This window comes from Rhodospirillales bacterium (assembly GCA_016710335.1).
In the GTDB taxonomy this organism is placed as follows: Bacteria; Pseudomonadota; Alphaproteobacteria; order Rhodospirillales; family Defluviicoccaceae; genus JADJXQ01.
Map to the genome: position 1 here is coordinate 197,945 of JADJXQ010000007.1, position 12,422 is coordinate 210,366.

The following is a 12,422-nucleotide window of genomic DNA, read 5'->3' on the forward strand; positions in this document are numbered from 1 at the left end:
ATCGCTCGTGCTGCCGCCCGCCGGGCCTCCGGCCGTCGCTGACCGACAACCGGCAGGCGCACCATGTCGATCCTGATCCTCGGCGTCGGCAATATCCTGCTGTCGGATGAAGGAATCGGCGTGCGGGTGGTGGAGGCGTTCGAGAAGCGCTACGCCGTGCCGGAGGACGTCGAAATCGTCGATGGCGGCACCGCCGGGATGGACCTGCTCGACGTCATCGAGTACCGCGACCACGTCATCGTCGTCGACGCGGTCAAGACCGGCAGGCCGCCCGGGACCGTCGTGCGGCTGACAGGCGACGACGTGCAGGGGTTCTTCCGCACCAAGATATCGCCGCACCAGCTAGGCCTCTCGGAGGTGCTGGCGGCGCTGTCGCTCCTCGACGCCAGTCCCGGCGGCGTCACCATCATCGGCGTCGAGCCGCTCGACTTTTCCACCAGCCTCGACCTGTCTCCGACGATCGCCGCCAAGCTGGACGCGATGGTGGAGATGGTGGCCGAAGACCTGACGGCATTGGGACGGCCGGCGGAGCGCCGCTCCCGGGCATTGTCGTCTACAACAACCCGTTGGCCTTGAACGAGCACGCCTCGCGCCGACCGACGACGATATGGTCGAACAGCGCGATATCGAGCTTGTCCGCGGCTTCACGGATCTCGCGGGTCATGTCGATGTCGCCGCGGGATGGGGTCGGATCGCCCGACGGATGGTTGTGCACCAGGATCAAGCCTGAAGCGCCCAGCTCGAGCGCCCGTTTCAACACCTCGCGCGGATAGACCGGGGTATGGTCGACGGTGCCCTTCTGCTGCACCTCGTCGGCGATGATGCGGTTCTTGCGGTCGAGAAACAGGATGCGGAAGCGCTCCACCGGCTCATCGGCCATGGCGGCGCGGCAATAGTCGAGGAGCTGCGGCCATGAGCTCACCAGCGGCCGCTCGCTGACCTCGCCGTAGAGCATCCGACGCGCCGACTCCCGCACCGCCTTGAAGTGGGCGATGGTGCGCTCGCTGATGCGCGGATAGCCGGCCAAGCGCTCCGGCGGCGCCGCCAGCACCGCGCCATAGCTCTTGAAGTCGGCGAGTAGCTGCTTGGCCAGCGGCTTCACGTCGACGCGATCGACGGAATAGAACAACAAGAGCTCCAGAAGCTCGTAGTCCTGGAACCGCTCCGGATCGCCGTCGAGGAAGCGCCGCCGCACGCGATCGCGATGGTTACGGTAATGGGCGTCCGGCTGTTCGACCGGACCGCGTTTCTCGCCCTCCGGATCAGGGGACTGCTGCCGCTTCATGCGTCCGCGAAGTTCGGCCGATCCAGGCCGGCGGGGCTCAGCGTAAACACCTCGTAGCCGTCGGCCGTCACCCCGATGGAGTGCTCGAACTGGGCCGACAGGGAGCGGTCCTTGGTCACCGCCGTCCATCCGTCACCGAGCACCTTCACCTCCCAGGTGCCGGCATTGATCATCGGCTCGATGGTGAAGAACATGCCTTGCTCGATGATCGGCGACTCCGACCTGACGCTGCTATCGTGGAAATGCAGAATATTCGGCGCATCGTGAAAAACCCGCCCGAGCCCATGGCCGCAGAAGTCGCGAACGACCGAGTAGCCGTAGCCATCGACATGTTCCTGGATCGCACGGCCGATCTCCGAAATCGGCGCGCCCGGTGAGACCCTCTCGATGCCCCGCCACATCGCCTCGAAGGTCGCGTCGATCAGCCGCCGCGCCTTTACAGAGGGTCGGCCGACCGCGAACATCCGACTGGTGTCGCCGTGCCAGCCGTCCAGAATGACGGTGACGTCGATGTTCAGCACGTCGCCCCGTTCCAGCTTCTTTCGCTCCGACGGGATGCCGTGGCAGACGACATGGTTGACCGAGGTGCATATGGACTTGGGGAAGCCGCGGTAGTTCAGCGGCGCCGGGATGGCGCCGTGGTCGCGGATGAACGTGTCGCACAGCCGGTCGAGCTCTCCCGTCGTCACGCCGGGCTGAACATGGGGCGTTATGAAGTCGAGGGTCTCAGCCGCAAGCCGTCCAGCGCGGCGCATGCCCTCGAAATCGTCAGGCCCGTGGATCTTCACCGTCCGGCGATCGACCAGTGCTGAACCTTCTCGCATGTTGTTCATCAATCCTCTACGCCCCCCGGTTCGCCACGCCGCAAGCCCCGGTTGCGGCTTCCGTCACACATGTCGATGACGCGGTCCAAATAGATGCCCTCGATGGACACCGAACAACCATAGCACAACATCTCCACGCCGTGCTCCCTGGCAGTCAGAAAAGCACGGCCGTAGGCGGGATCGATGTCCCGAGCCAACTCGAATCGATCGGCGTCCGGCCGCTGGATCAGATACAGCATGACGGCGCGGCCGCCGGCGGCGGCCACTGCCGTCAGTTCCGCGAGATGCTTGGCGCCACGCGCCGTCACCGCATCTGGAAACTCGGCCGGGCTCGCGCCGCCGCCGCGGCGCAAGGTCACGTTCTTGATCTCCACATAACACGGCGGGCGGTCGTCGGATTCCAGCAGCAGATCGATGCGCGAGTTGCGGCCGTATCGCACCTCCCGGCGGAGGCTGGCGTACCCCGACAATTCCGGAATGCTCCCAGCCGCGATCCCCTCCGCGACCAGGCTGTTGGGGCGGCCGGTGTTGATGCCGACCAGTGCCCCGCCGACCCGCACCAGTTCCCACGTCAACGGCAGTTTCCGTTTTGCATTCGGCGACCGCGACAGCCATACCTCGGAGCCGGGTCGGTCAACGCTCAGCATCGAGCCGGAATTGGGGCAGTGGGCGATGACCGCTTCCCCGCTATCGAGGATGACGTCGGCGAGGAAGCGCTTGTAACGGCGGACCAGCGTCCCCGGGATCAGCGGCGTTTCGAACCGCACCGCTCAGGAACCCGCGGCCGGGTTGGCGCCGCAGCTATCGCTAAGCGGATGCTCGCGCACATCCAGGGCATCGGCGAGACGCGCCGTGGCGCTTCCGGGGCGAAGCGGCTTTTGCTGCGCTTCGTGCGGCGCCCACCCGGTCAGGTAGACGATCTGAAAAGTCGCCGGCACGCGTCCGTCGCCGTCGCGGCAGGAGTCCCGATAACGCGTCATGGCCTCCATCAGGGTTGACCGCCGGAAGAGCGTCCGCCGGCGCTCGATCACGGCGTTGCTCTCGCCCATGCCGCGCAGGTCTGACATCAGCCGCAACGGCTCCGCGTAGGACACCACGATCATGTCGGTATCGGCCACCGGCAACGCGAAGCCGGCCCGCTGCAGGAGCGCGCCGGCGTCCCGCACATCGGCAAACGGCGACACCCGCGGGCTGATCCCGCCTTCCACGGCCAGTTCCGCCGCCGCCAGCGCGGCGCGCAATTCCTTCAACGTCTCGCCGCCCAGCATGGCGGCCAGGAACAGCCCATCGGGCTTCAGCGCCCTACGGATCTGCGCGAGCGTTCCCGGCAGATCGTTCACCCAGTGCAGGCTGAGGACGCTGATGATCAGATCGAACGTCGCGTCCGGGAACGGCAAGGCCTCCTCGTCCGCGACCAGCCCCGGCATGGGCGCGCGCGCGACCATGTTCAGCGCCAGGTCGCTCTGCACCAGCGTCGCGATCCCGCCGCGCGCGCCGATCACGGCGGCGACCTGGCCCGTATGGCAGCCGAGGTCGAGGGCGAGCGGAAAGGCGCGGCGGATGTCGCTGAGACGGTCGGCCACCCGGTCCGCAACCTCCCGCATCAGGAAATCGAATTCATGGAGCCGGGCCGCCGCCCGCTCCCGATGGCGGCGCACAGCCTGACGGTCGAACACGAGCATCCCGTCAGTCATGGACGCCGATCTGCAATCTTTTGTTGTTCCGCCTCACCATGTTTCGCTATATGGCATCAAAGGCCGCGACGATCAAAGGATCAGGTCTTGAACCCATTGCCGTTTCCGGCGGCCGAGGCAGGCTCGGCAGACGCGCTCGCGGTTCTGCGCGCATGGTGCACGCAGGTCATCGACGTGATCGTGCCGCCGCAGTGCCTGATGTGCGGCGAACTGGTGGACGTTCCGGGAACCTTGTGCGGAGACTGCTGGCCGCAGCTGCGGTTCATCGCCGGGCCATTGTGCGAAGCCTGCGGCACGCCGTTCGGAATCGATCCGGGCGAAGGGGCGCTGTGCGGCGACTGCGCGCGCCGGCGGCCGGACTACGGGCAGGCGCGCGCCGCCTTCATCTACGACGAGGCCAGCCGCGGGCTGATCCTCGGCTTCAAGCACGGCGACCGCACCGACGCAGCGCCGGCGTTCGGCCGCTGGATGGCGCGGGCCGGCGCAGCGTTGCTCGCCGGCGCCGATGTCCTGGTCCCCGTGCCGATCCACTGGACCCGCCTGTTCGCGCGCCGCTACAATCAGGCGGCCCTTCTGGCGCACGCGGTGGGAACGGCGGCCGGCGTGCCGACCCTTCCCGATGCGCTGGTGCGCCGCAAGCGTACGCCGAAGCTGGGCGCCCTCGGCCCCGGCGCCCGGCGGCGCGTCGTGCAGGGCGCCATCGCCTTCAGCCGCGGGCGCCGCGGCAATCGCCGGCCGGCGGGTGGTGCTGATCGACGATGTCCACACCACCGGCGCCACCCTGGCCGTCTGCACCCGCGCGCTGCTCCAGGCCGGCGCCGCCCGCGTCGACGTCGTGACTTTGGCGCGCACCGTGCGCGCCGATGCCGGCTGAGCAGCGTTGCAGGGGAGCACCCGCCGGCGGTATCACACGCCACGAGCCCATCGCGGGAGATGACGTTTGGCCACAGTCGAGATCTACACCACGCCGTTCTGTCCCTACTGCTACCGCGCCAAGTCGGTCCTGAAGCACAAGGGCGTCGCCTTTGACGAGATCGACGTGATGATGGCGCCACGCAAACGCGCCGAGATGCGCGAGCGCGCCGGCGGCCGCAACACCGTCCCGCAGATCTTCATCGACGGCCGCCACGTCGGCGGCTCCGACGAGTTGGCGGAACTCGACCGGGACGGCCGCCTCGACGCGATGCTGCAGTCCGGAACGTGAGATGTCCGATGCCCGCTGAACCCTTCGTCGCCGCCTGCGTACAAACCAGTTCAGCCCGCGACATCGAGTCCAACATCCCGGCTGTCGCGGTGCTGGTCCGCGAGGCTCGCGACGCGGGCGCCCGGCTCATTCTGCTGCCGGAAAACGTCAGCATGATCGAGCCGGAGCCCCAGCGCCTGCGCGCCAAGGCGCGGCCGGAAGCGGAGCATCCGGCCCTGGCCGCCTTCCAGGATCTGGCGCGAGAGACGGAGGCGTGGCTGCTGATCGGCTCGCTGGCGATCACGGCGGACGACGGCAAGGTCGCCAACCGGTCGCTGCTGCTGGATGCGGCGGGACACGTCGTCGCCCGCTACGACAAGATCCACCTGTTCGACGTGGATCTCGGCGATGGCGAGCAGTACCGGGAATCCGCGACCATCGCGCCGGGCGATCGCGCCGTGACGGCGGCGCTGCCGTGGGGACGGTTGGGGATGAGCGTCTGCTACGACCTTCGCTTTCCGCACCTGTACCGGACTTTGGCCAAGGCCGGCGCCGACTTTCTCGCCGTGCCCGCCGCCTTCACCCGCACCACCGGCCGCGCCCACTGGCACGTTCTGCTGCGGGCGCGCGCCATCGAGACCGGCTGCTACGTGTTCGCGCCGGCCCAGTGCGGCGTCCACGCGGAGGGGCGCGAGACTTTCGGCCACTCGCTGATCATCGACCCGTGGGGCGGGATCCTCGCCGACGGCGGCGATGTCGTCGGGGCGATCACGGCGACGATAGACCCGCAGCAGGTGCAGGACGCCCGCCGCAGAATCCCGTCCCTGACCCACGACCGCTCGTACGCGGGCCCGGACTGAAGCAGCGGCGCGCCGTCAGCGGGAGTAATACTCGATCACCAAGTGCGGCTCCATTTGCACCGGGTAGGGAATGTCGGCGAGCTTGGGGGCGCGGAGGAAAGTCCCGCTCATCTTGTTGTAGTCGACGCTGAGGTAATCCGGCACGTCGCGCTCCGAAGACTCGATCGCGTCCAGGACCATCAGCGTTTCGCGCGAGCCTTCCTTCACCTCGACGACGTCGCCGTCCTGGACGAGGTATGACGGTATGTTGACCCGGCGGCCGTTGACCTTGATGTGCTTGTGGTTCACGAACTGGCGGGCCGCGAACACCGTCGGCACGAACTTCATGCGGTAGACCACCGCATCGAGGCGGCGCTCGAGGAGGCCGAGCAGGTTCTCCGAGGTGTCGCCCTTGCGGCGAACCGCCTCCGCGTAGTAGCGCCGGAACTGGCGCTCGCTGATGTTGCCGTAATAGCCCTTGAGCTTCTGCTTGGCCATCAACTGCTCGCCGTAGGCGGTCGGCTTGCGGCGGCGTTGCCCGTGCTGGCCCGGCGGATAGTCCCGCTTGTTGATCGGGCTCTTCGGCCGGCCCCACAGGTTGACACCGAGGCGGCGATTGATCTTGTACTTCGACTCGACGCGTTTGGTCATGTTCTGCCCTGTTTCGGGTTGTTGTCCCGGTAGGCCCGTCATCGAAGCGCGACGAAGGGCGTGGCACCGCAACCCGTGCCAGCGTTCCCGGAAATGGAAAGGGCGGAGTATACCCGCCGCGCCGCCGATGTCAAAAGCCGCGCGCGGCGGGACGCTCAGGAGGCCTCGAGCTCGGTATCCCAGTAGAGGAAATCGCGCCAGCTCTCGTGGAGGAAGTTGGGCGGGAACGAGCGGCCGTTCTCCTGCAACTCGAAGGCCGAGGGCTCGTAGGCGGGGCGCAGCGGATGCAGGCCGCTTTCCTTCGGCACCCGATGGCCCTTGCGGAGATTGCACGGCCCGCACGCGGTGACCACGTTGGTCCACCGGGTGCGGCCGCCGCGCGACCGCGGGATGACGTGGTCGAAGGTGAGGTTCTCCGCCGGCAGGGAGTCGCCGCAGTACTGGCAGCTGAAGCGGTCGCGCAGGAACACGTTGAACCGGGTGAAGGCCGGGCGGCGCGTCATCGGCACGTAGGTCTTCAGCGAGACGACGCTCGGCAGGCGCATACGGCGGGTCGGCGAGTGAACGGCGCGCTCGTATTCGGAGACGACGTTGACGCGCTCCAGGAACACCGCCTTGATCGTGTCCTGCCACGGCCACACGGACAGCGGAAAGTAGCTCAGCGGCCGAAAGTCGGCGTTCAAAACAAGAGCTGGCAAGTGTTCCATGCCGCGCACATCCCGCACACTCTTTGCCGGCTAACCTAACCCATGCGATGCGCCCCTGCCAAACCCTGCGTTTGTTAAGTTTCGGAGATCATCGGCCGCCAGGCTCGCGGCGGCGGGCGGCGGGCGGCGGAGAGGCGGCGGCGGGGCGGCGACGGCGGCGGCGGCGGGCGGCGGGGCTCCAGCAGCGCCGGCGGCGCGGCGCATTGCGCGGCGGGGCGGCGGCGGGCCGCGGCGGGCGGCGGGATGCGGCGCATTGCGCGGCGCCCATGGTGTCCGTTTCCGGTCGATTTCGCGCGATTTGTCTCAAATTTGCACAGGCAGATCGCGCTTAAGCTATTGATACTGCTTATTTTGTGTCCGTTTGGCGCCTAGGAATGTATTCATTTGTATGCAAATGTACTCCTAACGACCTTAACTCCTTGATTTTGCTAGACCCGGCCGCAGGCGTTTTCGCAGCGCGTCATGACGATCCCCGCTTCACCCGGCTGCGGCGTCTCGGGGTGTGGAAAGGCGCCACGTCGGCCCCGCACACTACGCCACCCCTTGGCCCGATGCCGAGTATCAACGACGAAAAAGAACATGACAAGAACTTAGCCTCCGCCGACATCAACGTCAAGGTGCGTCTCGCACCCGGCCGCCCGACCCGTTAGACCGGGAGCAGAACGCAGCGATCGTTCTCCGGTGTCAAAATGGTCGTGTACCGCTTTCCTCGCGTCACGCTCACACGAAGATTCTGTCGCGCTTGGTCATCGATCTCGTCTCGGGAATTGAAGCGCACGATACGGTCGGCGTTGTAGGCTGGCTGGCCTTTTCGCTTAACCGGCCAACCCTCGAAGATGATCACTTCGTCGAACTGTTTACCCTTGGCCTTGTGCATATTCATCACAACGACACCGGTCTCGGGTTTGGCGTTAGTCGAAAAGTGCTCCTGGACAAACGCCTGCCGAATAATCGCCAGCGCGTTGCGATAGGCACCGTTATCCCGCCAGTCTTGAGAGAGCGCCTGACGGAGTTGGGTGCCCCGCTCCAGCACGCGGATGTTCCGCACCTCCTGTGCGATCTCTATCAGTCGTGGGCAGGCGCCATCCTCCAGAAGACGCCGCATGGCTCGCCAGTCCTTTTCCGGATCACCGGTGAGCGCGAGTTCTCGCGCCTGACCATAGTCGGCGAGCATGGCGACCAGGATGCTGTTCTTTCGGAGCGCTTTGCCGGTGGCGAGGCAGGCAATGTGTTCGCCGTAGGCTTTCTGGATATTGGCAGCCTTGTTCAGAGCGCCTTTGGTCGGTTTGTCGCCGCCCCTGCCATGGAAATAGTTGCGTATCAGGGCGATGAACCGCTCGAAGTGAGTGCCGTCGGTATCCGGCTGCATGAGCAAAGCGATAACCTCGGCGCCGAGGATCGCGGCTTCCAATTCGATAACCGCCGAATGCGGAATCTCGGTCATCCCGCCCGGCGGCGACCGTAAGGCGTCTGATACCAAGCGGGTCATCTTCTTCGTCGGTACGAGGATGGCCAGCGACCATTCCTTCATCCCGGCATCAACAAGCCGCTTCCGCGCCTTGTACGTCGTGGTTACAAGCCCGCAGAACGCCTGATCGGTATTGGGCGGATAAACGTAGATCTGCACGCCCACATACGGCTCCTGGCGGAACTGGCCCTTGAGGATGTCATTGCCGAAGACCCCGATGTCAGTGCCCGCGCTGCGATGGTTGTCGGTGCTCAGGTCCACTTCGGCTGGCGTAAACGCGGCCCTGAAGTGATCGAGGCGCTCCGGATCGGCGCCAATCCAGTCGTAGATGCGCTGCTCAGGGTCGGCGAGCGCAATAAGCGTGGTGAACTCTCCGAGCGCCTGGACGACACGCCATTGCTCCGCGTTGGTATCCTGAAACTCGTCGAGGATGATGACGGGGTACCTGGTGGCCAGCAGCCTGCGGATGCGCTCACTGCCATGAAGGATGTCCCCGACATACGGCGCAAAAAGGTCGAAGCAGATACCGCCATCCTCGCAGGCCAGTCGTAAGCGTTCTGCCGCCTCCGCCGCCGCTTTCTCGGCCTTCTCTGCGTCGCTCAGCTTCGATACGGCGGCATATACGCTGCGGATGGCCGATAGGGCAACCGCCTCGCTCGGCGGCGTCAGAATATCGATCCGCCGTGGCAGGCCAACCAGATAGCCGTGCGTCCGCAGGATGCGCCAGAAAAAGGAGTGGTAGGTCTCGACGTCGATACGCCGCTTCTGCTCGCGGGGGATTTGCTGCTCGTACTCGATGGTCTCGACAACACGGGAGATGGTCGCCCGGGCGAAGCTGAGAAACAACACCTTCTGCCCCGGCCGCAAATGCTGCTCGGCAATCTGCGCGGCCTTGAGAATGGAGACCGTGGTCTTGCCGGAGCCCGGTCCTCCCGTGACGAGGAGGTGGCCTTCGGCCGCCATGATCTCAAGCTGCTTCTCAGTTAGCTGCATCCGCACCGGCTCCCGGCTCAACCGGCGCTCCGCCGACCGCGGCGGCGGGAGCGGGCGCACAATTGTCCTTGACGGCGATACATGCCTCACGAAGCCAGGCAGGTATCTCGGCCTCGCTACATTGGGCGAGGAAGTCGGCGATGCCCCAGTTGGCCTTCCTCCAGCCGAAGTAGTCCCTGAGTGCGTCAGAGGCCGACGCCTCCACGTCGGGGTACTTTGCCGCGAGGTGCGGCGGCCAGTCGACGAGCTTGGCGAACCGCTTGAGGGCTTCCTCGGTCGTGTTCTTCAGGACGAGGTCCTCGAAGCCCTTCTCGTCATGCATCAACAGCAGTTCGACCTGGGCCTCGATGAGCGCCTTGTTCGCCGCGTCCTGCTTGTCGCATATGGCGAAGACGCGCTTCCCCAGCTCACCGTAGAGCTTGGCCATATCCGGAATGCTGTTCTGGCTGCCGGCATCGATCGTGCAGATGCCGAGTGCCTCCAGCGAGGAATAGGTGTCGGGCTTCAGTTCCGACAACCGACGGCACACTACCGGAAATGCCGCCGCCTCGGTTGCCCCTTGGGCGACCAGGATGCGACGCGCGAGTAATCCTTCGCAGAAGCGGGTGCGGAACTCCTGACGATAGCGTTTCGGCTTGACGCTATCGGGCAAGGCAATGGCGCGCTTGGCGAGCACGCCCTTGTCGTCCCGCCCCAACACGACGGTCTCGTCGAGCGCGAACTCCTCCAGGACATAGGGCGAATGCGAGGTAAAAATGGTTTGGGACGCCAGCTTGCGGATCTCATGGACGATCCGCTTCTGGGCGTAGGGCGGGATGGCGGTCTCCGGCTCTTCCATCGCGAAGATGACGTTCTGCTTGTCCTCAGCGATCTGGGACAGCATGGCCAGCACGAGCATGTTGATGGTGCCGGTGCCCTGCCGATAGAACGGCGCCGCGTGGCTGCCTTCGCCCGTGGCAATAAACGCGGTGATGACCTTCCGCAGGTGTTCTCGGGTGAGATTGGATACCTTGAGGTGAGGCTCGATCCCCCACTCTTTCGGGACGTACTTCTTCAATGCCGTGTTGATGCTCTCCAGCACGCCTGAGATGCCAAGGTCAGGGTCGCTGGCAACCGAGTAATCGGCAAGCGTGGTGATGGTGTCCTCCCACATCTGCGGCCTGACCACTTTCAGGCGCAGGATGATGTCCAGCAAGCTGCCCCTTTCCAGGCTCAGGGCGCGGGAGCCGGTACGCAGAGAGCGCAGGTACAGGAATCCGCAGACCTGCTTGTCCTTCTTGGAGAACGGAACCGGGGTGTCGCTCTCGGTGAGGCTTCGGGTGAAGCAGGTCCTGCCCTCGAAGTCGTCCTCCTCCGAGTTGTACCAGCCCTGAAAGGTGACGCGGAGCGCCTCGGTGATTTGCGCCGCATCGACGCCTGCCGGGTTGGCCTCTTCGTAGAAGGTGTCCGTCGCAGCATTCCAAAACTCGATGTAGTCCCCGAACTTGGCCTTCTGCTCCTCGGTCAGGTCGGCGATGGCCACTTCGATCTCAATTCGCGGCGCGTGTACGCCAGCCGCGGCCGCCGCCGCCTCGCCCGCGCCACCTTCACCGGCTGCCTCCGGCTGGGCAGCGTCCGGCTGCGCGTCAGCGCCCTCGTCCTCTGCCGCTTCACCACCTGCATCAGCGGCCAAGGCAAGGTACTGCCCTGGAAGAAGTCGTGCTCATCAATAGGGGGTTGGCGGTTCAGACGGTCAGGCCCCAGCACGAGGTCGAGAGCTTCAAAAAGTGCCGTCTTTCCAGTATTATTGTCGCCAATGAGCACTGCGTGCTTTGGGAGCAGTATGATCGCAGACTTCACCCCGCGAAAATTTGCGATACGCAAGCGGCACACTTTCATATTGCTTCCCCCCTTCTTGCATTTTCACTTCGACTCCAATGGTATCGCCATTCGGGCGCTGATGAAACGAAGATTACGAGAACCGTGCGGTCGGCAGCATCGCGCCGGTACGACGCCGGTCCAGTCAGGCGCGCGCCGGCCGTGATGGTCGCTCGTTGTGAAGGCCAGGCCGTAACCGGGCGGATTCATGCGTCGGAATACGCCTTTGGCTATTCCGACCTACGACTACGACCGCACGACGCGGGTGATGAAGGTGCGGGCCAGGGTGAGGGTGGCTTCGTCGATGCCGTGGCCTAGGCCGGGTATCACGTGGCTTTCGACGGGGACGCCGGCGGCTTTCAGCGCGGCTTCGGCGGCGGGGAGGGCCTGGACCGGAAGGACGTCGTCGAGGGCGCCGTGGGTGAGAAGGACGGGCGGCTTCGAGCGGAGTTCCGCCGCCAGCAATGCCTCGCCCACAAGGATGCCGGAGTGGGAGATGATGCCGGCGCAGGCGGCCGGGCGGCGGAGGCCCACGTGCAGCGCCATCATGGCGCCCTGGGAGAAGCCGACCAGAAGCAGGCGGTCGTCGCCGAGGCCGTAGGCGGCGAGGCGCTCGTCGATGAAGGCGTCGAGGATGGGCGCCGCCGCCTGCGCGCCGCGGAGGCGGGTCTCCGGCTGCATGTCGGCGATGCTGAACCACTGGTAGCCGAAGGGGGCCATGTCGTACGGCTCCGGGGCGTTCGGCGCTATGAACTGGGCGTCGGGCAGCAGGTCCCGGAGATAGGGCGCAAGGCCGATCAGGTCGTTGCCGTCGGCGCCGACGCCGTGCAGCAGAATCACCAGGCGCTGCGGCCGCGCGCCGTTCGCGGTGGCCAGCATGGGGCCGGAGAGCGTCGGAAGCTGTGACAATTCAGGGTGTCC

Annotated in this window: 13 protein-coding genes and 1 pseudogene; 4 read left to right on the plus strand and 10 right to left on the minus strand. The window is 65.9% G+C overall.

The features are described from left to right. Positions 1-63 precede the first annotated feature (63 nt). On the plus strand, positions 64-576 hold the full coding sequence (locus tag IPM60_12395) for a HyaD/HybD family hydrogenase maturation endopeptidase (protein ID MBK8908663.1): 513 nt from the start codon (positions 64-66) through the stop codon (positions 574-576). Here IPM60_12395 and radC read toward each other — a convergent pair. The 4 genes from radC to IPM60_12415 are packed head-to-tail and all read right to left on the minus strand — an operon-like array spanning position 554 to position 3,803. Continuing rightward, on the minus strand, positions 554-1,285 hold the full coding sequence (gene radC / locus IPM60_12400; GenBank protein MBK8908664.1) for a DNA repair protein RadC: 732 nt from the start codon (positions 1,283-1,285) through the stop codon (positions 554-556). The genes IPM60_12395 and radC overlap by 23 nt on opposite strands. Continuing rightward, positions 1,282-2,109 carry a type I methionyl aminopeptidase gene (gene map / locus IPM60_12405; GenBank protein MBK8908665.1) on the minus strand — a complete coding sequence of 276 codons (828 nt, stop codon included), beginning with the start codon at positions 2,107-2,109 and terminating at the stop codon, positions 1,282-1,284. The genes radC and map overlap by 4 nt, the downstream gene beginning before the upstream one ends. An 8-nt stretch (positions 2,110-2,117) precedes the next feature. After that, positions 2,118-2,876 (minus strand): DNA/RNA nuclease SfsA, encoded by a 759-nt coding sequence (sfsA, locus tag IPM60_12410; protein ID MBK8908666.1) that lies wholly within the window; start codon positions 2,874-2,876, stop codon positions 2,118-2,120. 3 nt (positions 2,877-2,879) lie between these two features. Beyond that, on the minus strand, positions 2,880-3,803 hold the full coding sequence (locus IPM60_12415; GenBank protein ID MBK8908667.1) for a methyltransferase domain-containing protein: 924 nt from the start codon (positions 3,801-3,803) through the stop codon (positions 2,880-2,882). Between the two features lie 198 nt (positions 3,804-4,001). Here IPM60_12415 and IPM60_12420 point away from each other — a divergent pair. The 3 genes and pseudogenes from IPM60_12420 to IPM60_12430 all read left to right on the plus strand — a co-directional run bounded on the left by IPM60_12420 (position 4,002) and on the right by IPM60_12430 (position 5,846). Then, a pseudogene (locus tag IPM60_12420) lies at positions 4,002-4,677 on the plus strand (ComF family protein). A gap of 66 nt (positions 4,678-4,743) precedes the next feature. Next, entirely contained in the window at positions 4,744-5,007 is a 264-nt protein-coding gene (grxC, locus tag IPM60_12425) for a glutaredoxin 3 (protein MBK8908668.1), read from the plus strand. An 8-nt stretch (positions 5,008-5,015) separates the two neighbouring features. Further along, positions 5,016-5,846 (plus strand): carbon-nitrogen hydrolase family protein, encoded by an 831-nt coding sequence (locus IPM60_12430; GenBank protein ID MBK8908669.1) that lies wholly within the window; start codon positions 5,016-5,018, stop codon positions 5,844-5,846. 15 nt (positions 5,847-5,861) lie between these two features. On the opposite strand, the gene rpsD is transcribed toward IPM60_12430, so the two are convergent. The 6 genes from rpsD to IPM60_12460 all read right to left on the minus strand — a co-directional run bounded on the left by rpsD (position 5,862) and on the right by IPM60_12460 (position 12,380). Continuing rightward, positions 5,862-6,476, minus strand: a complete 615-nt coding sequence (rpsD, locus tag IPM60_12435) for a 30S ribosomal protein S4 (protein ID MBK8908670.1) — start codon at positions 6,474-6,476, stop codon at positions 5,862-5,864. A 155-nt stretch (positions 6,477-6,631) separates the two neighbouring features. Then, positions 6,632-7,183, minus strand: coding sequence for an HNH endonuclease (locus IPM60_12440; protein ID MBK8908671.1), 552 nt, complete (start codon positions 7,181-7,183; stop codon positions 6,632-6,634). Between the two features lie 646 nt (positions 7,184-7,829). Next, positions 7,830-9,644, minus strand: a complete 1,815-nt coding sequence (locus IPM60_12445) for an ATP-dependent helicase (protein ID MBK8908672.1) — start codon at positions 9,642-9,644, stop codon at positions 7,830-7,832. After that, the gene (locus IPM60_12450) at positions 9,631-11,178 is read right to left on the minus strand and encodes an AAA family ATPase (protein MBK8908673.1); all 1,548 of its coding nucleotides are present in this window, start codon (positions 11,176-11,178) and stop codon (positions 9,631-9,633) included. Before IPM60_12450 ends, IPM60_12445 begins: the two co-directional genes overlap by 14 nt. Further along, positions 11,148-11,522 carry an AAA family ATPase gene (locus IPM60_12455; GenBank protein ID MBK8908674.1) on the minus strand — a complete coding sequence of 125 codons (375 nt, stop codon included), beginning with the start codon at positions 11,520-11,522 and terminating at the stop codon, positions 11,148-11,150. The genes IPM60_12450 and IPM60_12455 overlap by 31 nt, the downstream gene beginning before the upstream one ends. Positions 11,523-11,747: 225 nt before the next feature. After that, the gene (locus IPM60_12460; GenBank protein MBK8908675.1) at positions 11,748-12,380 is read right to left on the minus strand and encodes a prolyl oligopeptidase family serine peptidase; all 633 of its coding nucleotides are present in this window, start codon (positions 12,378-12,380) and stop codon (positions 11,748-11,750) included. Positions 12,381-12,422: the final 42 nt, after the last annotated feature.

Coding starts and splice junctions, on each gene's coding strand:
- IPM60_12440 (MBK8908671.1), bottom strand. CDS start 7,183: ATGGAACACTTGCCAGCTCTTGTTTTGAACGCCGACTTTCGGCCGCTG.
- IPM60_12455 (MBK8908674.1), bottom strand. CDS start 11,522: ATGAAAGTGTGCCGCTTGCGTATCGCAAATTTTCGCGGGGTGAAGTCT.
- IPM60_12460 (MBK8908675.1), bottom strand. CDS start 12,380: ATGCTGGCCACCGCGAACGGCGCGCGGCCGCAGCGCCTGGTGATTCTG.
- map (MBK8908665.1), bottom strand. CDS start 2,109: ATGCGAGAAGGTTCAGCACTGGTCGATCGCCGGACGGTGAAGATCCAC.
- radC (MBK8908664.1), bottom strand. CDS start 1,285: ATGAAGCGGCAGCAGTCCCCTGATCCGGAGGGCGAGAAACGCGGTCCG.
- IPM60_12415 (MBK8908667.1), bottom strand. CDS start 3,803: ATGACTGACGGGATGCTCGTGTTCGACCGTCAGGCTGTGCGCCGCCAT.
- rpsD (MBK8908670.1), bottom strand. CDS start 6,476: ATGACCAAACGCGTCGAGTCGAAGTACAAGATCAATCGCCGCCTCGGT.
- IPM60_12445 (MBK8908672.1), bottom strand. CDS start 9,644: ATGCAGCTAACTGAGAAGCAGCTTGAGATCATGGCGGCCGAAGGCCAC.
- IPM60_12395 (MBK8908663.1), top strand. CDS start 64: ATGTCGATCCTGATCCTCGGCGTCGGCAATATCCTGCTGTCGGATGAA.
- IPM60_12430 (MBK8908669.1), top strand. CDS start 5,016: ATGCCCGCTGAACCCTTCGTCGCCGCCTGCGTACAAACCAGTTCAGCC.